This is a genomic window from Alicyclobacillus sp. ALC3 (genome assembly GCF_028751195.1).
In the GTDB taxonomy this organism is placed as follows: domain Bacteria; phylum Bacillota; class Bacilli; order Alicyclobacillales; family Alicyclobacillaceae; genus Alicyclobacillus_L.
This window is the reverse complement of record NZ_CP066784.1, coordinates 895,979-920,579: the sequence shown is the minus strand read 5'-3', so window position 1 is coordinate 920,579 and position 24,601 is coordinate 895,979. Positions and strand designations below refer to the sequence as shown.

22 protein-coding genes, 1 tRNA gene and 2 pseudogenes are annotated in these 24,601 nt (G+C 50.7%); 18 read left to right on the top strand and 7 right to left on the bottom strand.

Going from position 1 to position 24,601, the window contains the following annotated elements; all coding sequences use genetic code 11:
* The first annotated feature begins 149 nt into the window (after nt 1-149).
* Entirely contained in the window at nt 150-536 is a 387-nt protein-coding gene (gene hepT, locus JC200_RS04395) for a type VII toxin-antitoxin system HepT family RNase toxin (RefSeq protein ID WP_274434955.1), read from the top strand.
* On the opposite strand, the gene JC200_RS04390 is transcribed toward hepT, so the two are convergent.
* A complete protein-coding gene (locus tag JC200_RS04390) occupies nt 512-958 on the bottom strand; it encodes a 3D domain-containing protein (RefSeq protein ID WP_274434954.1) in 447 nt (148 codons plus the stop codon). The two genes, hepT and JC200_RS04390, sit on opposite strands and share 25 nt — an antisense overlap.
* A 265-nt stretch (nt 959-1,223) precedes the next feature.
* On the opposite strand from JC200_RS04390, the gene JC200_RS04385 reads away from it, so the two are divergent.
* The 10 genes from JC200_RS04385 (at nt 1,224) to JC200_RS04340 (ending at nt 12,271) form a co-directional block, all read left to right on the top strand.
* The gene (locus JC200_RS04385) at nt 1,224-2,978 is read left to right on the top strand and encodes a 2-oxoacid:acceptor oxidoreductase subunit alpha (protein ID WP_274434953.1); all 1,755 of its coding nucleotides are present in this window, start codon (nt 1,224-1,226) and stop codon (nt 2,976-2,978) included.
* Nucleotides 2,978-3,844, top strand: coding sequence for a 2-oxoacid:ferredoxin oxidoreductase subunit beta (locus JC200_RS04380; RefSeq protein WP_274434952.1), 867 nt, complete (start codon nt 2,978-2,980; stop codon nt 3,842-3,844). Before JC200_RS04385 ends, JC200_RS04380 begins: the two co-directional genes overlap by 1 nt.
* Nucleotides 3,845-4,260: 416 nt before the next feature.
* Nucleotides 4,261-5,247: an ABC transporter ATP-binding protein gene (locus JC200_RS04375; protein WP_274434951.1), complete on the top strand. Its 987-nt coding sequence runs from the start codon at nt 4,261-4,263 to the stop codon at nt 5,245-5,247.
* Nucleotides 5,240-6,205 (top strand): ABC transporter ATP-binding protein, encoded by a 966-nt coding sequence (locus JC200_RS04370; RefSeq protein ID WP_274434950.1) that lies wholly within the window; start codon nt 5,240-5,242, stop codon nt 6,203-6,205. Before JC200_RS04375 ends, JC200_RS04370 begins: the two co-directional genes overlap by 8 nt.
* A gap of 141 nt (nt 6,206-6,346) precedes the next feature.
* Nucleotides 6,347-8,098: a peptide ABC transporter substrate-binding protein gene (locus JC200_RS04365; protein ID WP_274434949.1), complete on the top strand. Its 1,752-nt coding sequence runs from the start codon at nt 6,347-6,349 to the stop codon at nt 8,096-8,098.
* 76 nt (nt 8,099-8,174) lie between these two features.
* On the top strand, nt 8,175-9,062 hold the full coding sequence (locus tag JC200_RS04360; RefSeq protein WP_274434948.1) for an ABC transporter permease: 888 nt from the start codon (nt 8,175-8,177) through the stop codon (nt 9,060-9,062).
* Between the two features lie 39 nt (nt 9,063-9,101).
* Complete coding sequence (locus JC200_RS04355) at nt 9,102-10,052, top strand: ABC transporter permease (protein WP_274434947.1); 951 nt, start codon at nt 9,102-9,104, stop codon at nt 10,050-10,052.
* A 120-nt stretch (nt 10,053-10,172) separates the two neighbouring features.
* Nucleotides 10,173-10,248: transfer RNA gene (locus JC200_RS04350), tRNA-Lys, on the top strand.
* A 193-nt stretch (nt 10,249-10,441) separates the two neighbouring features.
* Nucleotides 10,442-11,602 (top strand): tyrosine-type recombinase/integrase, encoded by a 1,161-nt coding sequence (locus JC200_RS04345; RefSeq protein ID WP_274434946.1) that lies wholly within the window; start codon nt 10,442-10,444, stop codon nt 11,600-11,602.
* 108 nt (nt 11,603-11,710) lie between these two features.
* A complete protein-coding gene (locus JC200_RS04340; RefSeq protein ID WP_274434945.1) occupies nt 11,711-12,271 on the top strand; it encodes a GNAT family N-acetyltransferase in 561 nt (186 codons plus the stop codon).
* A gap of 25 nt (nt 12,272-12,296) precedes the next feature.
* Here the strand turns inward: JC200_RS04340 and JC200_RS04335 are convergent, their stop codons facing one another.
* On the bottom strand, nt 12,297-13,064 hold the full coding sequence (locus tag JC200_RS04335) for a hypothetical protein (protein ID WP_274434944.1): 768 nt from the start codon (nt 13,062-13,064) through the stop codon (nt 12,297-12,299).
* Between the two features lie 215 nt (nt 13,065-13,279).
* Nucleotides 13,280-13,777, bottom strand: a complete 498-nt coding sequence (locus tag JC200_RS04330) for a restriction endonuclease (RefSeq protein ID WP_274434943.1) — start codon at nt 13,775-13,777, stop codon at nt 13,280-13,282.
* A 132-nt stretch (nt 13,778-13,909) separates the two neighbouring features.
* On the opposite strand from JC200_RS04330, the gene JC200_RS04325 reads away from it, so the two are divergent.
* A complete protein-coding gene (locus JC200_RS04325) occupies nt 13,910-15,034 on the top strand; it encodes a DUF6788 family protein (protein WP_274434942.1) in 1,125 nt (374 codons plus the stop codon).
* 319 nt (nt 15,035-15,353) lie between these two features.
* On the opposite strand, the gene JC200_RS04320 is transcribed toward JC200_RS04325, so the two are convergent.
* Together JC200_RS04320 and JC200_RS04315 are read right to left on the bottom strand one after the other, a co-directional pair.
* On the bottom strand, nt 15,354-15,869 hold the full coding sequence (locus JC200_RS04320; RefSeq protein ID WP_274434941.1) for a hypothetical protein: 516 nt from the start codon (nt 15,867-15,869) through the stop codon (nt 15,354-15,356).
* A gap of 412 nt (nt 15,870-16,281) precedes the next feature.
* Nucleotides 16,282-16,431: a hypothetical protein gene (locus tag JC200_RS04315; protein ID WP_274434940.1), complete on the bottom strand. Its 150-nt coding sequence runs from the start codon at nt 16,429-16,431 to the stop codon at nt 16,282-16,284.
* Nucleotides 16,432-16,667: 236 nt separating this feature from the next.
* Here JC200_RS04315 and JC200_RS04310 point away from each other — a divergent pair, with 236 nt between their 5' ends.
* The 4 genes and pseudogenes from JC200_RS04310 to JC200_RS04295 all read left to right on the top strand — a co-directional run bounded on the left by JC200_RS04310 (nt 16,668) and on the right by JC200_RS04295 (nt 18,702).
* Entirely contained in the window at nt 16,668-16,991 is a 324-nt protein-coding gene (locus tag JC200_RS04310) for a site-specific integrase (RefSeq protein ID WP_274434939.1), read from the top strand.
* 70 nt (nt 16,992-17,061) lie between these two features.
* A complete protein-coding gene (locus tag JC200_RS04305; RefSeq protein WP_274436462.1) occupies nt 17,062-17,628 on the top strand; it encodes a tyrosine-type recombinase/integrase in 567 nt (188 codons plus the stop codon).
* A gap of 626 nt (nt 17,629-18,254) precedes the next feature.
* A pseudogene (locus JC200_RS04300) lies at nt 18,255-18,473 on the top strand (transposase domain-containing protein); the annotation flags it as partial.
* Nucleotides 18,474-18,528: 55 nt separating this feature from the next.
* Nucleotides 18,529-18,702, top strand: coding sequence for a hypothetical protein (locus JC200_RS04295; RefSeq protein ID WP_274434938.1), 174 nt, complete (start codon nt 18,529-18,531; stop codon nt 18,700-18,702).
* A gap of 732 nt (nt 18,703-19,434) precedes the next feature.
* On the opposite strand, the gene JC200_RS04290 is transcribed toward JC200_RS04295, so the two are convergent.
* Nucleotides 19,435-19,932: an IS1595 family transposase gene (locus JC200_RS04290; RefSeq protein WP_274436461.1), complete on the bottom strand. Its 498-nt coding sequence runs from the start codon at nt 19,930-19,932 to the stop codon at nt 19,435-19,437.
* Between the two features lie 272 nt (nt 19,933-20,204).
* A pseudogene (locus JC200_RS04285) lies at nt 20,205-20,339 on the bottom strand (transposase); the annotation flags it as partial.
* Nucleotides 20,340-20,562: 223 nt separating this feature from the next.
* Here JC200_RS04285 and JC200_RS04280 point away from each other — a divergent pair.
* Complete coding sequence (locus tag JC200_RS04280; RefSeq protein ID WP_274434931.1) at nt 20,563-21,906, top strand: radical SAM/SPASM domain-containing protein; 1,344 nt, start codon at nt 20,563-20,565, stop codon at nt 21,904-21,906.
* A 1,024-nt stretch (nt 21,907-22,930) separates the two neighbouring features.
* Nucleotides 22,931-24,589 carry an ATP-binding cassette domain-containing protein gene (locus tag JC200_RS04275; protein WP_274434937.1) on the top strand — a complete coding sequence of 553 codons (1,659 nt, stop codon included), beginning with the start codon at nt 22,931-22,933 and terminating at the stop codon, nt 24,587-24,589.
* The last annotated feature ends 12 nt before the right edge of the window (nt 24,590-24,601 follow it).

Below are 24,601 nucleotides of genomic sequence, written 5' to 3'. Positions count from 1 at the left end.
GTTCCACGCCACAGTCCATTATACTTAACTAGGATCGTCAAAGAAACAGATGGGCCACAATTTCGCGGAATTTGTCCGCAAAGTCGAGGTGTTTCACAGTGTTTGTGACCGATGAGCTCAGGGAGGCAGTCGATCTGAGGCTCCGAACCGTGGACGAACGTTCGCGCTTTTTGACGGCAGCACTCAATTGGAATGAAGCTGATTGGCAGGACGTAACGCGGATTTGGGCCGCGGAACGGGCACTGCACGTAGCTATCGAGTGTGTGACGGACGCTGCCAATTTGATTATCGATGCCCTGGTGATGCGGGAACCCGGCAGTTACGCGGACATTGTCCGAGTCATTGCGGAGGAGGGCGTCGTCGATCGAACTTTTCCTGAACAATTCTCCGACGCCCTCACATTCCGAAATCAACTTGTGCGTGAATACCATCAACTACAGCCTGCTGACGTTGTACGCGCCGTCCAAACCTGCGCGCCGCTGTTTGCTCCATTTGTCCATTCCGTGCGGGATTACCTCGGTATTTCCTCCAGATAGACTCGGACGTGTCGCTTGACGCCGAAGGTTACGGCAGCATGTTCCGATGGAAACAGGATGTCGAGGTGTCGGCCCTTGACCCCTCCACCCGTATCCTCTGCAATTCTTGACCCAATTCCTTCAATAAATACCCGGCTGCCGATCGGGATCACCCGCGGGTCCACTGCGATAGTGCGTCCGACGAGCGCGTGCGTACCGCTTGCGGTAATCCCGAAACCGGGCTCGGATGGGCGCTTCCCTGTGCAGTGGTAGTCGAGTGTGTAGGCGGTTAATGTGAAGTCGCCAATGACGTGACGAAGTGACTTCTGCAGCGCCAGCGGGGAAGTTTTCGAGGTCGGTCGGGTGGCTGTCCTGTCAGCTGTATTAATACAGTTTTGCTGTGTGTTTGATACAGGTGATTTGTGTTGAAACCCTTGCCGCACCTTCATTTCATCTCCTGATGAGCCTGGATTCCGCTGACTGTCATATGCAAAATTCTGAAACTGTGCTACCATATTCATATTCAGTTTGCTGAGGGCGGGTTGGGCTTGCGTCTCCGCTGCAGAGTTAGGTCGTGCAGCAAACGGGAGCGCAAGGCACAGCATCAGCACGCAGACCAAACCCGCGGTTCTGAATGGTTTGTCCATACCTGACAGGCTACTCTGTTTGCACTGGATTATGCGTGGACGAGGAGAAAGGGAGGGCGCGATGATGCGAGACTTCGGGTGGAAAGTCGGAGGGAAGCAGGGGGAAGGCATCGACAGTACGGGTGACATTTTTGCCATCGCACTGCACCGCATGGGGTACTACACCTTCACGTACCGTCACTTTATGTCGCTCATTAAGGGCGGGCACACGAACTACAAAATCCGCATAGCTGACCAACTGGTTCGTCATCATGGTGACAGTGTAAGCGTTCTCGTGGCCTTTGATCAGACTACGGTTGACGTCAATTGGCATGAGATGGTGGACGGCGGCGTGGTCATTAGCGACAGCACAGCGTTTACCGCGAAAGCTCCGGATGACCGCAACGTGCACTTGTACGGTGTGCCACTCACGGACATCGCGAAGTCCGCCGGAAACTCGATTATGAAAAACATGGTGGCGATTGGAGTCAGTGCGGCTATCGCTCAGCTTGATGCAGAAGAGTTTACCCCCGTCGTGGCAGAAAAGTTCGGGCGCAAAGGACAGTCTGTGGTAGACAGCAACATGGACGCTTTGCGCGCGGGGTATCGCTACTACCTGGAGCACCACGACGTCTTTCTTTCCGCCCCGGCACGGCCCGAAGCGCGTGGTGAGCACCTGTACTTGTCCGGCAACCAGGCAACTGGTTTTGGCGCGCTTGCAGGGGGGTGCCGTCTGCTCGCCGCGTATCCAATCACCCCAGCGACCGAAATCATGTACTGGGTCATCTCGCAGTTTCCAAAGCACGGTGGTCTGGTGCTGCAGGCAGAAGACGAGATTGCGGCTGTGAACATGGCCATTGGCGCGAACTTCGCAGGCGTCCGCGCGATGACGTCGACTTCGGGGCCTGGCTTCTCCTTGATGATGGAGGCGCTAGGGCTAGCCGGGATTTCCGAAACACCGCTTGTCATCGTCGACGTACAGCGCAGCGGTCCCTCTACCGGACTTCCGACCAAGACGGAACAGAGCGACCTCAACGAAGCGGTGCACGGTACACACGGGGATATAGAGCGCATTGTACTCACGCCCCGCACCGTCGAAGAGTGTTTTTACTACACAGCTGAAGCCTTCAACTTGGCGGAAAAGTACCAAGTCCCGGTGATTGTCTTGACCGACCTCTACACCGGTATGTCCTCTCAGTCAGTCGACGACCTGCCACTCGACCGTGTGAAGATTGACCGTGGGAAGTTGCTCACTGACGACGAACTCGCCAAACTTGCGCGCTTTTCCTATCAGCGCTATGACACTGCTACAGACGACGGCGTGTCGCCGCGCGCGTTGCCAGGTCAGCGCAATGCTCGATACGTCGCGCTTGGCAACGAACACAATGGGATTGGCATGGAGGTCGAAGACCAGCCGACCCGGCTGGCGCAGGTCGAGAAGCGACACAAGAAGCTTGCCAATTTCCGGCATGAGAGCGGCCTCACAGTCGATGGGCACGAAGATGCAGAGTTTGCGCTCGTTGGCTTTGGCAGTACCTGGGGAGTGCTTGAAGAAGCGCGAGAGGCGCTGGAAGCCCATGGTCTCATGGCGAAACACATTCACTTCTCGCGTGTTGCGCCGTTCCCAGCTGCAGAACTTGCAGAGGCGCTGGTGGGGGTTCAGACCGCGCTTGTCGTCGAGTTGAACAGCACAAGCCAGTTGGCCGAATTAATGAAGAAACATGTCAACTGTCATAGGCAGTTGGTCTCTTGCCTTAAGTACGACGGTGATCCTTTGACTCTGCGTGAAATTCTCACGCGTGTTCAGGAAGTACAGAGTGTGGAGGTGTTGAACTGATGGCGGTATCCATTCAGGACTTTCAATCCGAGCGCCCGACTTGGTGCCCAGGATGCGGTGACTTTGGTGTTCTGAACGCCATGCAAAAGGCGGCTGTGAACCTGGGCATCGCTCCCGAAGACGTGGCCGTTGTGTCTGGAATTGGCTGTTCAGGCAAGATGTCGCAGCACTTCGGCGGCTATGGGCTACATTCTCTGCATGGCAGGTCTCTACCAACAGCACAGGCGGTCAAACTCGCAAACCGGAGTCTGACGGTAATGGCGGCAGGTGGCGATGGAGACGGCTACGGCATCGGCATGGGGCATTTCATCCACGCCATGCGTCGCAACGTCGACATTACGTACGTCGTCATGGACAACCATATCTACGGTTTGACGACGGGGCAAGCATCGCCGACAAGTGATATCGGATCGCGGACGAAGACCTCACCGGAGGGCTCCGTGGAGCAACCAATCGCGCCGCTGCAACTGGCGCTGGCGCAAAACTGCGGTTTTATCGCCCAAGCGTTCTCTGGAAATATCAAACAGTTGACTAGTCTCATCGAGCGCGCTATCAAGCACAGAGGGTTCTCGTTGGTTAACGTCTTCAGCCCTTGCGTGACGTTCAACAAGACCCAGACGTATGACTTTTACAAGAGCAATCTAGTGAATCTCGATGAAGAACCGGAATACAACCCGCACGACCGTGTACACGCTTTGACGAAGGTTGCACAGGCGAACAACCTCGTCACTGGCCTCGTGTACGAAGACGCCGAGCGGCTAAGTTACGAGGAGACGGCCCACGGGTACCCGGAGACTCCAATCGCGCACGAGGACTGGACGTTGTCTCAGGACGATTATCAAGATATTTTGGATACTTTTCGTTAATTGCTCCAAAAATGTAAAAAGGAACCGACTGGCTCTGAGCAGTCATCAGCGCCTGTCGGTTTCCTTTTGCACGGCATTGATGTGCGTTTTGCAGACTTTTTGAACGCACTTGAGAAAATTGTCTAATATTAATATTTATTCTAGATGACGATTGTAGTTGCTCCAGAAAGTGCTATCATGCGACTGTGAGAACTAGAAAAATGTCGATTTAATATTGACATTTTCTCGTAGAAGGTGAACATTAGTACGAAACTCACTGTCCTTCAATATGTATATACATGCAGGTTGCATGTTCAAAAAACACTCCGTGTGTAAAAGCTGACATTTACAATTATATGAGGACTTATTAAAATTGCGATTGGATTGATTGTCGTTTTTTGTGTTAGAAGAATGCGGGCTTCGTAGGAGGCAAACCATTGGCTAACGTCTTAGATGTCAAATCATTAAATGTGGAATTCAACGTCAATGGGACGTACTTTCACGCGGTTCGCGACGTGTCGTTCTACATTCGGCCAGGTGAGACTTTGGGGTTGGTCGGCGAGTCCGGGTGTGGTAAAAGCGTGACTTCGCTGGCGATTGTAAGACTGCTCGCAAGGTCGGCCCGGATTAGCGGACAGGTGATGTACGACGACAAGGACCTTTTGACGTTTCCACAGGACGCCATGCGAGAAGTTCGCGGCAACGAGATCAGCATGATTTTTCAAGAACCCATGACGTCACTGAATCCGGTCTACAAAATCGGAGCGCAAATTGCCGAGGTCATACTCCTGCACAAGGACGTTTCACGCCGCGAGGCCTTCAATCAGTCTTTGGAGATGCTCCAAAAGGTCGGCATCCCGAGGCCCAAAGAAATCCTCGAAGAATACCCACACCAGTTGTCCGGTGGCATGCGGCAGCGCATTATGATCGCCATCGCAATGGCGTGTAATCCTCGTCTATTAATCGCGGACGAACCGACAACTGCGTTGGACGTCACCATTCAGGCTCAGATTCTCGAACTCATGAAGGAAGTATCCGAAAGCTTCGGGACCTCAACGCTGTTGATTACGCACGACCTTGGTGTCGTTGCCGAGACGTGTGAGCGCGTCGCTGTCATGTACGCTGGTCAAATCGTGGAGGAGGGTACGGTCGAAGAAATCTTCTTCGAACCCCAACACCCGTATACTCGAGGGCTACTAAACGCCATCCCAAAGATTGACGCTACCTCCAAACAGCGACTCCAGCCGATTGATGGTACCGTTCCTTCCTTGACGAAGATGCCGACGGGGTGCCACTTCGCACCGCGTTGTCCGTTCGCTACACAGCAGTGTGTCGATGAAGCTCCGAGCCTATTTACCGTACATGACCGTCATACTTCAAGATGCTGGTTGAATGAATCGGAGGGAGTGCGCACCGTTGAGTGAACCACTGTTGCAAGTGAGTGATTTGAAAAAGTACTTTCCGATTCGCCGAGGGTTTCTTGGCGGCACATCGCAGGCTGTGCGTGCAGTGGATGGTGTCTCTTTCCACGTTCACGCGGGGGAAACCCTCGGTGTGGTTGGAGAATCCGGCTGCGGAAAGTCGACCATGGGCCGCAGCATCCTTCGTCTCATTGAACCTAGCAACGGAGATATCCAGTTTGATGGCGTCGACATCCGGAAGTTGTCGAAGAGCCAGATGCGAAACATGCGCCGGCAAATGCAAATTGTCTTCCAAGACCCGTATGCCTCCCTCAACCCGCGTTACACGATTGAGCAAACACTGACCGAGCCCTTGGCGATTCACGGTGTTCACGACGCACGTGAGCGTAAGCGCCTGGTAAAGGTTATTCTCGAACGCGTCGGGTTAGATCCGTCTTATGCAAGCCGATTCCCACACGAGTTCTCTGGAGGACAGCGCCAGCGTATCGGCATCGCCCGCGCGCTGATTCTCAATCCGAAACTGATGGTGTTGGATGAACCCGTTGCGGCTTTGGACGTGTCTGTGCAGTCGCAGGTGATTAACCTCCTCGAAGACATTCAAGCGGAGTACGGGTTGGCGTTCATCTTCGTAGCGCACGATTTGTCGGTGGTCAAGCACATCAGCGACCGCGTCCTCGTGATGTACTTGGGCCACATGGCCGAGCAGGCGACATCGGACGAGTTGTTTCAAAATCCACTTCATCCGTACACGAAAGCCCTGTTGTCGGCAGTGCCCATCCCAAACCCTACCCTCAAACGGGAGCGAGTCATTTTGAAGGGTGACCTGCCAAGTCCAGCCAATCCACCAACAGGCTGTGTGTTTCACACACGCTGTCCTGTAGCGCAGGAAAGGTGTACGCAGGAAATTCCCGAGTGGCGCGAGGTAACAAATGGCCACCTTGTGGCTTGTCACTACGCGTAGTCTGGAATGCAACACATGGAGAGGGGGAATGCATCGCGGGTCGCGTAAGTAAACGCGACAACTCGCGCGACAAGGGGATAGGGTGGCGTTTTGCTGAATGTGAAGCACGATACGAACGATAGGTAAAAGGGGGATCTATGGATGGCATTGACCAAATCTATTGCTGCGGTGGTTGCTACCACTGCTGGACTCGGAATGTTGCTTGCCGGTTGCGGAACGAGCTCACCGAGTAATTCGACCAACAGCACGACGGGCACGGGAACGAGTGCCGCGACGCCAAAGGCCGGTGGAACCATTGACTATGCGCTTCCGCCACAGACGAATCTGAACTGGTTTTTGCCGATTACGAACGCGGCAGACGACAGCTTGTATAACAGCCAATTGGTTGTACAAATGTATAAGCCGCTGTTGTGGATGAACAACAACTACACAATCAACTGGCAATCTTCTATTGCTAAAAAGATTACGTATAACAAGCAAGGCACTGTGTATCACGTGTATTTGAATCCGAAGTGGCACTGGTCGGACGGAGTACCCGTCACGTCCAAGGACGTGATGTTCACGTGGAACGTGGTCAAGGCCGCTTCCGCTTCAAACGCACCAACGCCGTGGCCATTTGTTGGCGCCGGTACAGGTGATATTCCGAACGGCATTCAGAGCGTAGTGGCGAACAACAACTACGAACTGACCTTTACGTTGAAGAAACCTGCGAACCAGCAGTGGTTTGAATACAACGGCTTGATTCAGTTGCCTCCGATGCCGGCGCATGCCTGGGATGTCAAGAGCAATATGACCCAGGAACTCACGTACCTTGGCCAACACGCAGGGAACCTGATGTTCGACTCGGTCGTGGACGGCCCTTTCAAACCGCAGAGCGCTAATCCGAGCCAGTCTTGGGTGCTGGTCCCGAACAAGAACTACGATGGCCACAAGAGCCTTGTCAACAAAGTCGTCTTTGGGTATCAAGCGTCATCCACATCCGAATTTGCGGCTATCAAGAGCGGTACCGTGAATGTCGGCTACATCGACCCGACGCAATTGGGGTCTAAAGGGTCATTGACCTCACAGGGATACAAAGTCAATCCAGTCTACCAATTTGGTATCTACTGGACTGAAATGAACATGTGGCCAAAATCTCCCATGAAGAGCGTGTTTGACCAACTGTATGTCCGTGAGGCCTTGCAGATGAGCATGGACAACGTCGGAATTTCGAAGCACATTTACAAGGGATACGCTGTCCCACTCGATGGGCCAATTCCAACACAGCCGAGCACGCAGTTCATCGATCCGACGTTGCAAAAGAACCCGTATCCATACAACCTGCAGAAGGCCAAGGCATTGCTGACGTCGCACGGGTGGCATGAGGTCAACGGTGTGATGACAAAGGGCACCCAGAAGATGGACCTGACCATGATATATCCTAGCGGACAGACTGCCACTACGGATTCCGTAGAACTCATGCAGCATGACTGGGCACAGATTGGTGTCAAAGTCGCTCTGAAGCCTGAACAGTTCAGTACGTACATCAGCACGACCAGTAGCCCGTCGAATACCTCGTGGGACCTCGCGTCTGGATCTGGTTGGATTTACAACGGACCGGGCTTCTATCCATCTGGAGGTCAGTTGTTTGCCACTGGTGCGCCGAGTGGCACAGGGTTTAGCAACGCGCAAGAGGACGCTCTGATTGCCGCGACGCATCAGCCATATGCAACACAACAACAGACAATGCAGCACTTCTTCGCCTATGAGGACTATACCGCCAAGATTCTGCCGTTCCTCTGGGGCCAGAATAGCGCTATTCTCTATGTCACGGCGCCGACAGTGCATAACGTGATGAAGTACCTGGATGGTTCCGCTGGCTTGCCACAGATGCAGTACTGGTGGGTGTCATAAGCAGATAACTCCAGAACTCCGTTGATGCGGTTGATTCCAGGGCGTGCCTTGCACGCCCTGGATGAAAGGAGACCCAATGGTAAACCAGGAAGCGCTGCGCGATGCGCAGAGGAACATGACCGACATCAGCGAACGACCAGGTTTTTTGCAGCGCTTTTGGCAAGGGTGGACAACCAAGCTTGGCCTGTTGATGTTGGTGTTGCTGGTTCTGTTCTCGTTCGTGGGTCCGCTGATTTACAGACACAGTGCGACCAATCCGCACATCCTTGACACAGCTGCGACACCGTCGCTGAGGTTTCCACTTGGCACAGACAGTTTAGGGCACAACGTTTTCGCTCAACTGATGGTGGGTGGGCAGTCTTCCTTGGAAGTTGGTTTCGCAGCGGCCTTTGTGGCGGTTGTGTTTGGGACACTGTATGGCATGATTAGCGGCATGCTGGGTGGTTGGGCAGACACCATCATGATGCGAATTGTTGATATTTTTTTGTCCATTCCGAGCATCTTCATTTTGATGTTTTTAAATGTCGCGTTCAAACCCGATCTGGTCATCATGATTTTCGTCATTGCCTCGACATCGTGGCTGGGTGTCAGTCGTTTGGCACGAGGCGAAGTCTTGAGCCTGAAGAACCAACTGTACGTGGAAGCTGCACACGCGTTGGGTGCCGGGACGTGGCGGATTATGAGTCGATATTTTGTGCCAAATTTTATTGGCACAATTCTCGTGACCGCTACTCTGCAAGTGGCCGATGCCATCCTCATCATGGCAGGACTGAGTTTCCTTGGCTTGGGGTTGCCACCCCCGACGCCGAACTGGGGCGGTATGCTGTACGACGGAATGAACTACATCTTCCAGAACTCATGGTGGCTTATCTATCCACCGGGGCTCGCCATCCTCATTTCGCAGGTGTCAGTCAACCTGGTCGGCGATGGTATGCGCGATGCCATTGAGACCCGCAAGGCTTGAGCCATGAGGCAATCGAAGTGGGTATAGGGGGGCCGTTGCATGCTAATGTACATCGTTCGCCGGATTTTGGAGGCAATCCCTACCCTCATCGGAGTCACGGTGATTTCGTTTGTGTTGATACACATCGTGCCCGGTAATCCGGCGCGCATCTTGCTGGGAAATCATTATACGCTTCAGAGGGCGGCGGAGCTGAACAAACAGTTTGGATTAAACAAGCCGCTTTTCGACCAGTACGTAATTTGGCTTGGTAATCTAGTCAGGGGAAAGATGGGCTACTCGTACGTGTACAACGCGCCGGTAACAAAGATGATTTTGCAGGCATTACCGCACACGTTGGCCATCGTAGTGGTTGCCGTGCTGGCGGCACACTTGTTTGCCGTTCTGCTCGGTGCTCTCCAGGCGTATTATCAAGACAGCGTTTTTGACCGCGTGGCGACTGTCATCAATTACTTTCTGTACTCGATGCCGCAGTTCTGGTTGGGGGTTCTATTGGTTATTTTCTTTGCCATTAACCTGCACTGGTTTCCTTCCGGGGGCATCGTGAACAGCAATGTCGCGAACCAAGGATTCCTAGACTACGCGAATCATCTAGTACTGCCCATCGCCACCCTGTTCCTCGTGTCACTAGCGGCCTGGGCGAGGTATATGCGGTCCTCGACGAGGGAAACGTTGCTCCAGGACTATGTTCGTACGGCGAGAATGAAGGGCGCCAAAGAGTTTCGCGTTGTATTCGTTCACGCATTGAGGAACTCGGTGTTGCCGCTCATCACACTCTTCGGCATGACTCTACCCGCTATGCTGGCCGGGGCCCTGTTCGTAGAGGAAGTCTTCAATTATCCGGGCATGGGTCTTCTCTACTGGGATGCCATTAATCAGCGCGACTACCCCATCATCATGGGTGTGATTGTGTTCTTGGGTGTCATTACTGTGCTTGGGAACCTCTTAGCAGACATTTTGTACGGCATTGTCGACCCGCGTATTCAGTACTAGTGGCAGACGTTCGGGCCTCCACGTGCGTTTCGTGGAGGCGACCATCGTCTTTTGATTTGCGGGAAGACGAAATGTGTGGTATATTGAATCGCGTTGTCACTCATGTGGGGACTGGGGCATGAGCCATTAGCTCAGTTGGTAGAGCACCTGACTTTTAATCAGGGTGTCGCTGGTTCGAGTCCAGCATGGCTCACCAAAGGAAAACCTAATAGTAGCAAGGGTTAGCGGGAAGGGTCACTCTTTAATGGGTGGCCTTTTCTGCGCATATATGAGGTATCTGATCTAGTTTTGATCTAGTCACGGCGCAGTTCGTGCATTGTACGTTGCCATATATTTACCTATACTGAGTGCAAATCAGTTGGACAGCCCATGAGGAGGCGGTTTGTAGCGTGGCCACCTTGCAGCATCGAGGGAAGGACAAGCAGGGGAAGGACGTATGGCTGGTCCGGGTATTCGTCAACGATAAACAAGTGGGACGGACATTCCACGGTACCGAGCGTCAGGCACAGAAATTTGCCTTTGAGCTCGAGAATCGGCGTGACCAAGGGGACTCTGTGCAACTATCGAAGTCCACAGTTGCGGAGTACATTAATGAGTGGCTTGAGGTTTATCACCGTAACGAGGTAAGCGCGATAAGTCACGTCGAAGATACACGCCGAGTGAAGAAGTACATCATCCCATCATTCGGAGAACGTAAACTGACCACATTAAATGCCATGGAGTGCCAGAAACTCATAAACAGCATCGCTTCAGATGGAAAGACGCGCACCGCAGTCATGGTGGCCCTCATCATGCAGAAGGCGCTGCGCAAAGCGCGTCAACTCGGATACATCGCTAAGAACCCCATGGAAGACGTTGTGAAGCCACGCGACCGCACGGCAGAGAGGCCATTCCTCAATAAGGAGCAGAGCCTGCAATTTCTCGAGACCGCGAAATCTGACCGATATTATTCCGTGTTCGCATTCCTATTGTTGACCGGAGCACGCCCAGAAGAAGCCTTCGGCTTGAAGTGGGCAGATGTCGACCTTAATGCGCGTACTGTGAACATTCGTCAGGCACACAAGAAGAAACCTGGCGGTGGATGGGAACTAACTGACCTAAAGACCGTAAAGTCGCGACGTCAGTTGGACATCGGGCGCTTACTCGCGGACGTGTTGCGCGCGCACAGGGAAGAACAAGCACGGCTTCGTTGGGTCCTGAAGGACGAGTGGGAGGACAACGGTTTCGTGTTTACAACGCATCGTGGGACGCCTGTAGACATCTGTTCGGTGCGTAAACACCTGAAGACGGTCCTGAACAGGGCCGGATTGCCGCCCATGCCTCTCTATAGCCTTCGCCACTCGCATGGGAGCCTGCTACTTGAGGAAAACGTCCATATCAAGACCGTGAGCGACCGGTTGGGGCATGCGAACGCGACCATGACGCTTAACCGTTACCTACATGTGCATCGCAGTTTGGCGAGACAGGCTGTTGATTCACTGGACGCCGCACTTCAAGACTCCAAAACCGGGGCACCAAATGGGCCACTCCCGGATGCGGGACAAGAGTGAACGCGACAACCAAATCTGAAGCAAAACGCGACTGCAAGTGAGGGCGAAGATCACACGCAATGAGAGGCAAGACGGATTGATACCGCTTTGCAAAAGGAGTATAAGGACATGTACGAATTCGAAGATAGGGATTCGGTACCGGCAAGTGATTCAATAGAACCAGGTTTGATCTATTCCGAGGTCAATGCCACCTGGGACGAGAATTGCTGTGTAGTGCTGATGAGGGTCAGTTTCATGTATGACGAGTCGGAAATTGGAGAGGCGTTAGTAACGATATTGGACCCTCGACAAGTGCATGATGGTCTGGGGGACGCGGCGGATTGCTACTCGGGAGAGTGCCAAGTTGCCTACGAGACCTTGAGTAGTTGGCTAAACACCCAGAACAAACGAGAAGAGCCAACGGCATACATTGAACTTATTGAGATCAAACCGGAGTTACGCGGCCGTGGCGTGGGTAAAACCTGCATGGAGCAAGTGGTCCAATGGCTAAAACGTCTTCGGGTTCGATATGTATTGTTGATTGCTCAACCCCCTAGCAAAAACACAGAGGGTTGGACTAATGAGAGAGTCTCCCAAGAACGAGAGCGGCTAGTTCAGTTCTACACGAAGCTCAAGTTCAGAGTTTTGGAACAAGACGACAAATCATGGATAATGTTCGCTCGAGTCTAATACCGTCAAGCCTCAGAGGGCATAATTATTCATGTGTCGAGACATACCCCGTCATTTCTTTAAGGTAGGCGCGGTTTGATAGCGCGCATTGGGGACATGTCTTTGATTTCTCGTACCTATGGTGCTTCACCACAAGCGTCCGGAGAACTCGTGTAGTGAAGCTTTCAAAGTAGGCGAGAACTGTTATCCAAAGCAATGATGTTAGAGTCATTATTACAACAAACAGATACATGACCAAGACAGCAATTTGCCAACGGGTGGAGAGCCAAATTGACATTGGCAACGCAATGATTGAACCTAGTAACAAGACAATGCCAGAACCCACGTTTTTGCTGGTCAGGACGGCCATGGAGTACCTGTCCTTCTCAGATTTGGACAGCAGGAACGGGATTGGTGAGCCCTTTTCATCCACTTCGCCTGTGTAGTTGCGGATGAATCCAACTTCCACTAAACGCCCCCAAAAAACGACTATGAGAGTAACTTGGATTTGGCTAATTAGTTGGGCTGCCGCTATCAATCCAAGACTTATAGCTCCTTCGAAAGAAAATACGGCTATATAAATGGTTTCGATGTTGCCCGTGCTTGTAGAACCTCCCGGCAGTGGAATGATGAATCGTGCGAGTATCAGAATGACAAAGCAGGCGATTGCGCTCTTCCACGGGAAGTTGGGTTTTTGACCATGTCTGGTATTTTTCTTTATTTTTTCAATTGCATTTTGAGTTGCCTCAGACATGGCGTGGTACGACCAGCAGGTGAATTTCGGAGACACATATTTTCTGTTAGAACCCCGCACCACTTGTCACCCCTTGGGGAGATTTTTGTTCAAATTTACATCAGGGATGAAGAGTTGCTTGCGGAGGGCGCTTTTAGCGACCTCTGGAATGGTGTAGTCTTTGATGCAACGCGCGATCGTGAGAGCGACGGGGTGTCCGTTGACCCTTCACACATAGACATACACATAGCATGCCAGAAGAGGAAAACGTCGATGATGCATCCGTTGTCTGGCTGTTATAGGGTGTTTGCAGAGCCCGTATTTAGACTGAACTCATCGATCAACCGTTCTCTATCCCACAGATACACCCCAGTATTGGCGGCTAGGATCATCGCGTTCTTCGTGAAGTGTGAGTTTGTGATGACGATTGCACCAGTAGCCCCATACATTGCTCGTGCTGCAGAAACTTCTTGAACAGCCTTGACACCCACAGCCCCACTGTATCGCTTCGCCTGAACTACGGTCCGGTTTCCGTTTGCGTCGGTGAGGACGAGGTCAGCTCCGTAATCACCGGATGTTGGTGTGGTCTCGACCTCAAAGCCCCGTTGGGCAAAATGGAGACCCAACTTCGTTTCGAAGGTGCGACCGTCCATCTGATCTACTTCATGCATTCCGGAACGAAATGCCCTATTCTGATACTCTACGCTTCTTTTCATTAGTCGGGCAAATCCAAGCCATAGAATGAAGCCGATGACAGCCATTAGAAAGAGTACGTAAAGGATATTTGTAAGCATTTCATCACCCCTCTTTCTAAATATTGCACTTTCTGTACTGCGTGACAACCATTTTATGGATGGAAGCTTGAATGTTCCCACGTGATATAGATATACTGATAACATACAAGACGCACACATGAAGGTGTGAACGTGGCGATCCAACACGACGGGTGGAGTGTTGTCGCGCAGTATCGCAAGTGCGGCAAAAATGGCTGTAAGGTGTGCGCAGAAGGACGCGGGCACGGGCCTTACTACTACGGCACAAAGACGGTAGATGGGCGTCGTGTGAGCCGCTACTTTGGCAAGAACGCACCTGGCGAGGATACACAAGAAAACACAAGTGCCGAAATGGCTACTCTGCGCAGTGAGAACACAAGGCTGCGTGCCTTGGTCGAAGAACTGCGGGGGCAATTGGCTAAGCGTGGCCCGTCTGGGCTCATCGAATTTGAAGAGGATATGGAAGTCGCGGACACAACCGTGGATTCGATTGAAACCGCACAGGATGACGACGTTCACGGCTTAACTGCCAATCAGCAGGCGGTGTTGTTGGCGCTCAGACAAGAGTGTCAGGGTGATAGATGGGTCACTGCGCTGTCTCTTGGGCGCAGAATGGGGTATCCCAACAAGTCAGCGTCTAGTCACACACTGCCCGTTCTGAGACGGCTTGCAACGCTTGGGTACGCAGAGGAAATAGAGCGTAACAAGTTCAAGCCTCGGCAGAATTCTGACGAAGGTGAGACTGCCGGAATCGTCGCGTCTGGACAGGTGACGGATGACACACAAGAGTTGACGAGAGCCCAGGTAGAAGCGATATGGGCCGAAGAGAGCGCATTGATTGACGCCAACCAGGATGTTTTACAGGCAGTTCAGGACAGTTTCATCCGAGGCTTGTTCCGCAACGCACAAGATGAGCATACAGGATTAGAGACTGGTTCAGGCCAGCGTCCATACGTATGCCCGTTTCGCTCATCAGGTCGTGGCGCCCATCGTACGTTTGTAAGCGCAGAACGTTTAGTACGCACGGTCGTGCCGTGGCTCATAGAAACAACCGCGCACACTCAGCAGCACATGAATCAGTCTAAGCAGCGCATAGCGGACAAAATTGAGGAACACAAGCGACGGTACATGAACATGTCCATGCCTGCTTTACTGCAATTGAAAGACCGCATGGAGACATCGATCCATTCTGGCAACACAATCGGGTGGACACTCAGCATGCCAGAGTTGCAGGAACAGTTGAAGCTGATAAACGAAGTGGTGGAGGAACGCCGTTGAGCAGTGTGCTTCTAACGACGCCCCTTCATCATTGTTGAGAAATGTTGAAGTTCTTGCGTACATGCGAAGATGTTAGAGAATGTTAGTCCCGCCGAATGTGACGCGTGCGCGGGTTGTTTCCGTCGTTTTGGCGTCGAGAGCCGCTGGGGTGGATGCCTGCTTTAGGCGAACTCCAGGAACAGTTTGTGTTTGTCGAGGCCGAACTGAAAAGTCTCGGTTGAGACTGTTCGGAGGATTGGTGCCGCGCTAAGTAGAAAATGGGACTGTCGGGGACGCTGTCGCAAGGGGCGAGCACGAGTGAATATCATCACCTGTCTACTCACGCTTCAGCGAGAATGGTTTCGTGAATTTCGAGTAAGGACTCTCTTCGTGCGATCCATATGGTTCTATAACTGTATCCTAGCAAGTCATTACAGAATGCAGTGACTCGGATATCCGTGGTAGGACTGAAGAAACCAAACTGCGAATCAGAAGTGTTAGCTCCAATAGCAAGGCGCGGGATAGACTGGGTATCTACCACCGTTTCACCGTCCAGGGACTCTACGTACAGTCTCACGCTTCGCGCAGGACCCATCCCGTCATTGAAAATGGTGACCTTGAAGGTTAGGTACTCGGTTGATTCATCGTCAGTGCAATTATCAATGACCATCCGAGGCAACGGCATGAGTCCACGGCGCTGGATGTCTAGTTGGCGGGTGAATTGCTCTCTTGAAACGCGCAATTGTCGCCCCATCAATATATTTTGTGCGGCAAGGAACACGAATCCAAGTACACCAACAATCGGCGTTGCCACACCTGCGACGTAGTACCAGTGAATCAAACTTGAATGTCCCATGATGTTCTCACCTCCACGGTCATTATCAATTGAGTTCCTTCGCCTGTAAACATCTTGATTCGCGTCGCTAGTGACACGGACGTCGGTTAACTTGAGATTGCAGGCGGTGTTGCATGCGTGTACGATTTCGAAGGGGGTGACGGCATGTTATCCAACAAGGTCATGACAGCCCCGTGGAGGGTTCCATCGGGCTGTCGGGCTATAGCTGGCACAAAGAACGGTGTTCCAGACTTTGTAGTGGTATTGTGCGGAAGCCACATAGTCTCGTTTCATCCATTGAACGACGCAGCGTCACGCAAGACTGCGATGACATTGCTGTAGGACATGGAAACGCTGAGGTGGAGTGGGGGCGTCCCCGCTCCACTTTTGCGTTCTGACAGTGACTTTTGGATTACCGGCGTACCAGACACCTCTATTGCTTTTTGGTCGCTTCGCGTAGGCCGTCTTTCAATCCCCTGATGGCCACGTCCACCAATCGCTGTTGGCGTGGTGTGGTGGCTAGTTCGTTTGCAATGGCCGCGCCGCCGAACACCGCCAAGAGTCCAAGCGCATTTACACTCATGGTTTCTTTCACCTCTCTTTCTTCATGATTCTGGTTGTCACGCCTCTGACATTAGCACGAAAAATGAATGGTCGTTGAATGTTGCATATCTCGCGAAGGTAGCTTCAAGGTGCAGATATGACCTGCAAACGTCCTAATTCCCACAAGTGTAATTGTCGGTATTAAAAACTAAATGAAACTATTCGCAACTCAATACACGTAAATGTACAATAGAAGTAAGAGGAAGGGGCGGATGAGTGGACGAATTGGTGATTGTCGAGCAGCAAGTGACAAGCGCGCAACCTAGCCTGACGGATGCGTTCGCGGCGTTCTTGCGGATGGATGTGGCGAACGGAAATGCACCAGCGGACACCGTTCGGGGATACAAGACACAGGTCACTCAGTGGGTGGAATGGTGCCGCACAAGTGACATCGACCCGGTACACGCAATGCCGGCCTATGTGAAGGCGTACCGTTTGCACCTGGTCCAGAACGGATACAAGGCGTCCAGCATCGCGCACAAGCTGACCATTATTCGCCGTTTCTTATGCCGCAACTGCAGGCAACGGTCTGCGCACTGATAATCCAGCTGTAGGCATCAAGCCGCCGAAAGAAAAGCGAGCACAGGACGACTTTCACTACTTGAACGAAGTGGATTATACGCTCTTGATTCGTGCCATTGGCAAAGGAACGGATGAGAAAAGCCTTCAAGACAGGGCCACCATCGCCATGATGGGGCTTCAAGGCCTGCGGACGGTCGAGATTGAACGTGCGAACGTGGATGACCTCAAGATAAGCGGTGGAACGGCGTCGTTGTTAGTCCTAGGCAAGAACCATGACCGCGTCATCTACTTGCGTCCAGATGTCGCAGTCATCTTGTGTGCCTATCTGGCCACTCGCAAAGATGCGTTCGCAGACAGCAATGGGCTGCCAATGTTCACTGCGTGCGGGAATCGCGCCGGTGGCAATGGCATCTCGCGTCGTGGCATTCGGCAAGTGGTGGACTTCTACCTCAAGAAAGCCGACGTCAAGCGCATTGGCATTTCAGACCATGCTCTACGCCATACGGCTGCCACACTGGCATACAAGTACACACAAGATTTGCGCGGTGTGCAGGAAATGCTCGGACACGCCGAACCTAAGACGACAGCCCCTTATGCGCATGTCACCGACCGCATGAAGAACAACCCGGCGATGGCGATACAGGTGGGACTGTAGGAGGTGACCTCGTGGATGTCGAGTTTTATACGCCACAGGAAGTGGCACAGAAACTGCGTTGAACTTCGACACACATCTATGAATACATACGCATGGGAAAATTTCGTGCGGCTAGGTTCGGGAACCGACACCGTATCACGGATGCGGACATTCAGAGATTCGTCAAGCACACCTTGACCACCACTGAGGGAAACCAGTGAGGTGTGAGGCGAGGAAACTGATTGTGACAGATGCTGCTTGAAACGCGGGAAGGTGGGAGTCAGCGTGGAAACTCAGTGAACAACGTGAAGCCGTTAGATGTATACGAGGTAGATTGCCCGCTGAAGTTGATCGGGACAAATCATGAGAGTCTACAGCCAACATGGAATAATGAATGCCTATATTCTGAAATGCAGAGAGCCAATCTGTCCCGTGCATCCTCATTGAGTCAGACACCTTGCTGCATGCAGACTTTGGTACAATATTGGCCGCATTACATGGCGATAAAACATCTTTGTATCCCTATAGTTTTGACCCAGTCAGACAAAAGGTGTTGTGCATTCGGCTCTCTGATATAGGCAATATTTCTGACACGCAACCAACAAATGTGGACAGCATCATTTCGATTATGTTCGCGCGGGCATGATCGGAAGAACTGGATATTCAGCAACACGCCACGTGGAGCAAGGGCGAATTCGATCACCTACAGCATCGTCGAAACAGCGAAAGAGAACAAACCATTCGCGTATCTCGAGTACCTGTTTACACGGATGCCGAACGTGAACACAAAGGACCCCGAAGCACTCGCACAGCTGTTGCCGTGGTCGGACACGTTACCTGATTCAGTGCGGACCCCACGCCGATAGCCTCACCTACAAGTACACATACCGATCCCCACTGAGAAAGACAGGTGGGCACTTTTTGACGCTTACCATCCTCTGTTACAACCCGCACAAGGTGGAAGCAGATGAAGCCTTCCGTGTATCAGCACCCGAAGAGGCGGAGAAAGCACAGACACAATACCAAGCGTGGCTGGAAAAGGCGCACCGCGGACGCAAGCCCGTCACTCAGCCCAATACTGCTCAAAGTCAGTGACATCTTCACGAGAAAAGGTGTGCAGACGTTTCTAGAAGTCGAGTCTAGCGAATTGAGGATCTCATACACGCGCAATGAGGACGCTCTTGCCAAGGAAGCGCTCCGTGATGGGAAGTTCGTGATTACGACCAACGCGGAACTACCTGACCAGGTTGTCACCACGACAAAACACTCATGCACGTAGTTTCCGGATGACGGTCCGGTGCACCACTGGAACGAGAAACGTATTCGCGGTCATATCTTTGTCTGCGTGCTTGCATATCTGTTTTAGCAAGAGGTCCAGATCATGAACCGCCGCTGGTGGGAGCAACATGAAGCTGAAGTTGCTTAGATGGAAGACGACTTGGAACGTGATCAGCGACTCGAAGAGTTGAACAACCGCTAGTACACTGGTAAGCGAATCATGAAGGACATCTCTCGGTGGCATGTAATGAAGCCGAGTTTCTTGGGGAAGATTTCCTTAGTGTTCCCCTTCAGTCGCAGACTCTGAGCGCGGTGCTCACGGCACTAGCCATCCCGCTACCGGCGAAGGCAATTCATCTGCGCGACACATCCTCAGGCACACTCGTTTAGCGAGAATCGCTCCTGATTGAGCCCTACATTCTGGGACTCTTTGAGCTGTAGGGCAAAATCCCACCTACAATACCTTGCTAGGCCAACAACGCTGTCAAAGATGAGCTTTATGTATTCCCTCATATCTAGTCTCGTAAGTGACTTGGGCTGAGCCCCCACTTAGGCAGTTTGGCTAACATTTACTGGGTGTGCCAACGCGCAGGTTTTGAGCAGACGCTCTACGAGGTTGTGCCCCATATGACGACGGTTCAATCGGTACGTAAATTCGGCAGCGTACAGCTGCTTGTACTGCTCCCGTCCATGGTATGTGCCGTCAATGAACGCCTTTAGGTTGCTAATCAAAGTATCGACCCAGTGGAACGTTTCATGAGCGCTTTCGTCACTGGACAACGTCACCACATGCGGGATATCCATTTCCTTTGCACTGGTGCCATACGACCAATTCCCGTCCGTTTCTAAGACGACATCAGCCCCCAGATTGCGCTGTAGAACAGGCAGTATCGAATTTTTGCTCAGGTCGTCAACTGCTTCAACAAAACAGTATTGGGGCTTGCCTTTCTTGAGTGAAACGCCCATGAGCATGGGTGACTGTGCTGTGCCACGTCCCCGTTTGCCTTTGCTTTTACCACCAAGGTAGAAGTCATCGACTTGAACGATGCCCTCCAGTTGTACTTGGCGTTGCGCTCCCCCATCGCATGACGGATTTTATGGAGCATATTCCAAACCGTATCGTAGGAGACGCTAATGTGACGCTGAAGTGTTTTCGCAGAAACACCACGCTTGTCATTGCTAGCCAGGTATATCGCTAGGAACCACTTATAGAGCGGCGTTTTGGTCTTATGAAAGATGGTTCCAGAGGTGACGGAAGTCTGACGGTGACACTGTTTGCACTCGAACAGCGGAACTCTGCGGTCGGCGTCACGCCTGTGAGTCGCATGAACCAGTATGGCTTCTGGATGATTACACTTGGGGCAGGTGAAGCCTTCCTTCCATCGCAGTTCAATAAGACGTTCCTCACAGGATTTCTCATCAGAGAACCGTTGCGCAAATTCCAGGAGATTCATGAGTATCACCTCGGCACACGAACGTTTGTTCCTGTTCCGAGTTTACCACTCAGTCCCCACTTTTCAAGGCCAACTTACGAGAGTCGATATGTATGTATGTATTTGAGCTGCGTAATGCTATTTCGCACAAGTATTATAGTATTTATTAATAATACAGGAAATGAATTGAAAATCTATTCATAATAAATACAATATAACTATTCAGCGAAAGGTGGGGGATGGTTTGAAAACTTCGGTTTTTAATCACTATTTCGATGTAGACCAAGAATCATTTATCTTCAATGCTTATCATCGCGGACTGTTTAAGGTAGAGAGGGAAGTAATCGATGCATTAAAAGCATTGGAGTGTGGTGACGCAGGGTGGGATTCAAACATCGAGGATAGTCACATTGACACTCTGAAAAAGAATGGATTTATAATCGACGATGACTTGAATGAGCATACTTCCCTGATGCAGGAGAGAGAGTCGGTGACATCCGACAAATCTGTTATTTCCCTTACGATTGCTCCAACAATTGATTGTAATTTTGGATGTCCCTATTGTTTTGAGGGAGACGACAAACCTAAGTTGCGGATGAGTGAGAAAACAATGAGGTCGGTCATCTCATTCATCAAGTCAATGATTACCGAATCTACCCACAGATTGAATATCACTTGGTTTGGAGGAGAACCACTGCTAGGTCTTCCCCAAATCGAACATCTCACGGATTTGATACAACAAGAAATCCTAATACCGAACCAGATCAATCAGTATTCAGCTGGAATTATTACTAATGGATATGGACTGACACAAAAAATTGCCTTGAAACTCAGATCTCTGGGTGTTGTCTCCGCTCAGGTCACGCTTGATGGAATGCCAGAACATCACGATCAACGCAGGTTTAGAAAAGGTGGGCACCCAACGTTTGCGCAAATTGTCTCAAATCTAAAGGAAAGCTGTGACATTTTGTCGATAACTGTTCGTGTCAACGTCGACAAGGAAAATCGCAACACATACGTCCCACTTGTTCGTAAATTAAACGATGAATATGGTATGAAAGGGAAATTGTATATCTATCCAGCAGTCATGAGGGATGATGGTGACGTGTCCTGGGAGCAGACCTACAAATCACAAAAAGACTACATGAGAGATAAGGTTGATCTTCATAAAGAAGCACTAGTGCACGGTGCACGCGTTCTCAACTACCCAGCCGCCATTCGTGCCTTCTGCGGTGTCCCCCAAGCGAACTTCTGGGTGATTGCACCTAACGGTGATTTACACAAGTGCTGGGATACAATTAATGAAGCGGATCAAGCCGTAGGGAATATTAATAGAATGGAGTTCAATGAACAAGCAATTGACAAATGGGTCTCTTGGGGGCCGATGATGTTCTCAAAGTGCCGAGAGTGTAAAGTGTTGCCATTGTGCATGGGGGGATGTGCGCACGTGGCGTTCAACAGAGAAAACGGTGAACCGGAGTGTTCGGAGTGGAAATTTGGCTTACATGAGGCGTTATCTGTATGGATAAAAGAGAAACTCTCTGGGACATTAGATGAGTCAGCAAATCACTTGATAGAAAGTTGTTGAATTTATCATCCATCTGACAAATTATCTTCTAATTAAATACTCCCGACCACGTTTTAGACACGGGAACAAGGACTCAATTCCTCTACCACGGAAGTGTGGTCTTCTTTCCGGAAGAACCGCATGTTTGTGGTTCTGTTGGACCGATTGCTTGCCACAGATCTGAGGATAAATGTTCTCGGATACTGAACTTTGCATTGAATGCGTTTTGAATGAGTATTTAGGATGTGGACAAAATTGGCCGGTATAGTAGCAAGGAAAACGGGGCGTTGGTGTGCATGCTTATCTAGTGGTTTGACTTCAAATCCAGATTGCACACAATGATACAATCTGATTTTTGGAAAGGAGGTGAGAATTTGCAAGAGTTGCACTCATCAGATTTGGTCCAGCCAGACAGGATTGTATGTGGAGGCAACTATGGGTGTGAGTACAATTATTGCGTTGCTAACAATTCATGTGCTCAGGAAGTCGTATGTGGTTACAATGCATACAATGGCTGTAACATCCATTCGTGAAAGGAAGTGAGAATATGCAAGAGTTACACTCGTCCGATTTGGTCCAGCCAGACAGGATTGTATGTGGAGGCAACTATGGGTGTGAGTACAATACCTGCGACGTCAATAACGCGTGCGCCCAGGAGTACACTTGTGGCGTTAACGTACACAATACCGCCTGCGGCATTAACTGACTGTTTTTGAGACTAGCGGGGCTCACCGCGAGCCTCGCCTAGTTCCTAAAATGCATAGTTGCAGAGTGGGTGCTGTAGACCGCTACAATCGTATACTAGTGGGGTGACGATATGGAAGAATTGTATCCCTCTGATGCTGTGTCACCAGACAGACTTGCTTGTAATGGGAATGCAGGATGTGAATATAATTATTGCACTCCGAATGTCGGGTGCGGCGACCTTTACGTATGTACTATCAATGCTCAGTGCAGTGTCTACGGTTAATGCAAGCATTGCTCTGGAGGGTTCTTCACGGAACCCTCTAGTCCTACCCTTACGGCGAGACGGGGCTGAATGTATATGAATGGGACTAATGTAAGAACACTATTCTTCATATTAAAAAAACACTTCGTTCCATACTGGCGAACTTTTGTGCTACTCTTCATTTTATTTGCAGTACATTCTGCATCATCTATATACCTGCCGTTTGCCATGTCCGCAATGATAACTTCCCTAGGTGAACCGGCTAACAACATATCTACCTCGGTTCTTACCGTGATGACTCTTGGTACAATATCCACATTATCTGCGTTTGTTCTAAACATTACGAAGAGTATAATGGCGAACAGAATTTCAGTTAACTTGCGGACCGAGATTACAAACCAAATTGCATTCGGCGAACCGAAAACTGTTGATTATTCGAACACTAGTGGGCAAGTCATAACTAGACTGATGGAGGATACTGCTACCCTCATAGTGAATCTTGTAAATGTATTTGAGATTGTACTGTCTATCATGTCCGCAATAGTCACTCTAATTGTTTTATCATATCACTTCAACTATATCCTTTGTCTAATTTTAATAGGGTACGTTCTGTTATACCTATTAATGCCGGTTATTTTTAGGAGAAAATTCTACAGAATTCAAAAATCATTAAAAAACTCGAGGGCCAGTGCAATTTCATTTGTGGGCTCATTACTTGAAGGACTTGAAGTCACCAAGTTGTTCTCCACAACGTCAGCGTCGTGGATGAATAGTAACGCGAAGGATAAGTGGAATGACTTGTCCAGAATTACTGTCAAATTTACAGTTGCGCGTGGCTACCTCTCGCTTGTTCAGCAGATACTGAATTATAGCTCAATTTGTGGCTTGGTGCTGATTGGACTCCTGATCTCAAAACACGGAACTACTTCAGTCTCGGAAATATTGGCGTTTGTTCTATACACTGATAGAATTCGCGGAGTTGCATCGGTCGCAGCTGAATCACCAAATGTTTTTACTTCCATACAGGTTTCACTTGAGAGGTTGAGAGAGCACATTCAATTTAAACCATTTAAATTTCCGTACTCGCAAAATTCAAAAGTAGCGTCAGTGGATTTTCACAATGTGACGGTTAAGATTGGGGAACGTGTGCTACTAGAGGAAGCAAATTTGTCTATTCCTGACTCAGGGACTGTAATCGTGACGGGGGATAATGGAGTAGGGAAATCGACCTTGACGAAATGCTTAGTCGGACTTCAGCGTTTGGACAAGGGTTATGTGACTTGGAACAAGGCAATCGAACAGAATGGAGGTATAGCCTATGTTCCACAGAATGTTCCGGTATTTAACTGCTCTTTGTACGATAACATCGTACTGGGTCATGATTTAATGTGTGAGAATATTGAGGAGCTATTAAGGATGTTAGGTTGGACTGGGGAACTTAACCTGGAACAAGAATTCGCTTCGGCCTCCCCCCCGTCAGGAGGGCAAAGAAAGAGAATAGGGCTTGCGCGAGCTTTCCTCTCTAATGCTAATGTAATCATTTTGGACGAAATAGAGTCCGGTCTTGATAAACCTGACACAATTATTCAAGCCATTAAGGACAGGTTCAGATTAGTTGTCGCGGTAACCCACTACCCTAACCTCTGGGGTCCGGATGAAACAATCCGTTTTTCAGATCAAGTCCTCGTTCCGTTCAAGGACTCAGAACTATGTTTCGGTGGTGAAGGTCTGCCACCGGTCGCACTTAACAATTAAACAAGGAGAGAG

Bases quoted from the DNA above. Each gene is read 5' to 3' on its own strand.
- JC200_RS04385 (WP_274434953.1), top strand. From the start codon at position 1,224: ATGATGCGAGACTTCGGGTGGAAAGTCGGAGGGAAGCAGGGGGAAGGC.
- JC200_RS04380 (WP_274434952.1), top strand. From the start codon at position 2,978: ATGGCGGTATCCATTCAGGACTTTCAATCCGAGCGCCCGACTTGGTGC.
- JC200_RS04365 (WP_274434949.1), top strand. From the start codon at position 6,347: ATGGCATTGACCAAATCTATTGCTGCGGTGGTTGCTACCACTGCTGGA.
- JC200_RS04360 (WP_274434948.1), top strand. From the start codon at position 8,175: ATGGTAAACCAGGAAGCGCTGCGCGATGCGCAGAGGAACATGACCGAC.
- JC200_RS04355 (WP_274434947.1), top strand. From the start codon at position 9,102: ATGCTAATGTACATCGTTCGCCGGATTTTGGAGGCAATCCCTACCCTC.
- JC200_RS04340 (WP_274434945.1), top strand. From the start codon at position 11,711: ATGTACGAATTCGAAGATAGGGATTCGGTACCGGCAAGTGATTCAATA.
- JC200_RS04330 (WP_274434943.1), bottom strand. From the start codon at position 13,777: ATGCTTACAAATATCCTTTACGTACTCTTTCTAATGGCTGTCATCGGC.
- JC200_RS04320 (WP_274434941.1), bottom strand. From the start codon at position 15,869: ATGGGACATTCAAGTTTGATTCACTGGTACTACGTCGCAGGTGTGGCA.
- JC200_RS04315 (WP_274434940.1), bottom strand. From the start codon at position 16,431: ATGAGTGTAAATGCGCTTGGACTCTTGGCGGTGTTCGGCGGCGCGGCC.
- JC200_RS04275 (WP_274434937.1), top strand. From the start codon at position 22,931: ATGAATGGGACTAATGTAAGAACACTATTCTTCATATTAAAAAAACAC.